Source organism: Streptomyces vastus, from assembly GCF_039532825.1.
Taxonomy (GTDB): Bacteria; Actinomycetota; Actinomycetes; order Streptomycetales; family Streptomycetaceae; genus Streptomyces; species Streptomyces vastus.
Map to the genome: position 1 here is coordinate 13,476 of NZ_BAAASJ010000124.1, position 1,039 is coordinate 14,514.

Below are 1,039 nucleotides of genomic sequence, written 5' to 3' on the forward strand. Positions count from 1 at the left end.
CGTGCATAATGACCTGCACAGATGCGATGCACGGTGGGGTCGACCGGGGACGACTCCGAGTGCGTGCCGCCAGTCGCCCGGGGGATCGAACAGGTACCGGCGCGATGGCAAAGATCAGCTGCCGAGTCCCTATTACTTCACGTCAGCACGAGACGGCCTGACCCACGGCCTTGGGCGCCACCCAGCCCATGTCGAAGACTCCTTCCCGCCGCTCTACTGCTCCCCGCCCGCGCACGTCCCACCCGCTGCCGACGACGACCTGGTTCCCGGGCCCGGATGAGCCGAATGCCGCTCCCATCCCCGGCGCGGTGCTGCCCGCCTGGGCGATCGACAAGATCCGCACCGAGTTCGTCGGACGCCCCGGCCACGGGCCCGCCCCACTGCTCAAGATCGCGATCCGGGACACGGCGCCGGGCATGGACGCCCGCATCCCGAGCACGCCCTTCGCCGCCGCGGTCGATGACGAGGACGCCGCGAGCAGGCCGTCCATCCTGCTCGCCGAGCTCCACCCCGACGCACTCCCCGCTCCCTCCGACGACCTGCCGGCCGTCGGAGGGATGCCCGGCGCGCAGGAGGACGGCTGGCCCGGCTTCTTCCACCGCGCCCACCGGCTCCTCCCCACCAACGGCATCCTGCTGCTGGCCACCCGCCAGCGCCGGGACGCCGGACGTCTCACCGACCCGCTCGGCACGCTGATCGCGGGCGCCCGCACCGCCGGCTTCCGCTACCTCCAGCACATCGTGATCGTCTACGCCCACCCGGTCGGCGACCGCCTCGTACCCGCCCCGCCCCCGGACACATCCCGCGGCGTCGCGCACTGCGACCTGATCGCCCTGTCCGCGATCACCCACCCGTAGGCCAAGGCCAAGGAGATACCGCCGTGCCCTGCTCCCTCTCGGTGTGGAACACCGCCCCCACCTCCGCCCCCGCCCAGCGCGGCGACCGCTACGTGCCCGGCTCGGCCGCCCACCCCGCCAAGATGCTCCCGCAGATCGCCGCCCACGCCATCGCCACCTACACCCGCCCCGGCGATGTGGTC

General features: G+C 72.9%; 1 protein-coding gene and 1 pseudogene. Both read left to right on the top strand.

Annotated elements, in window-relative coordinates:
* The first annotated feature begins 188 nt into the window (after positions 1 to 188).
* On the top strand, positions 189 to 857 hold the full coding sequence (locus tag ABD357_RS41310; protein ID WP_344396689.1) for a hypothetical protein: 669 nt from the start codon (positions 189 to 191) through the stop codon (positions 855 to 857).
* Between the two features lie 23 nt (positions 858 to 880).
* Positions 881 to 1,039, top strand: a pseudogene (locus tag ABD357_RS41315) (site-specific DNA-methyltransferase); the annotation flags it as partial.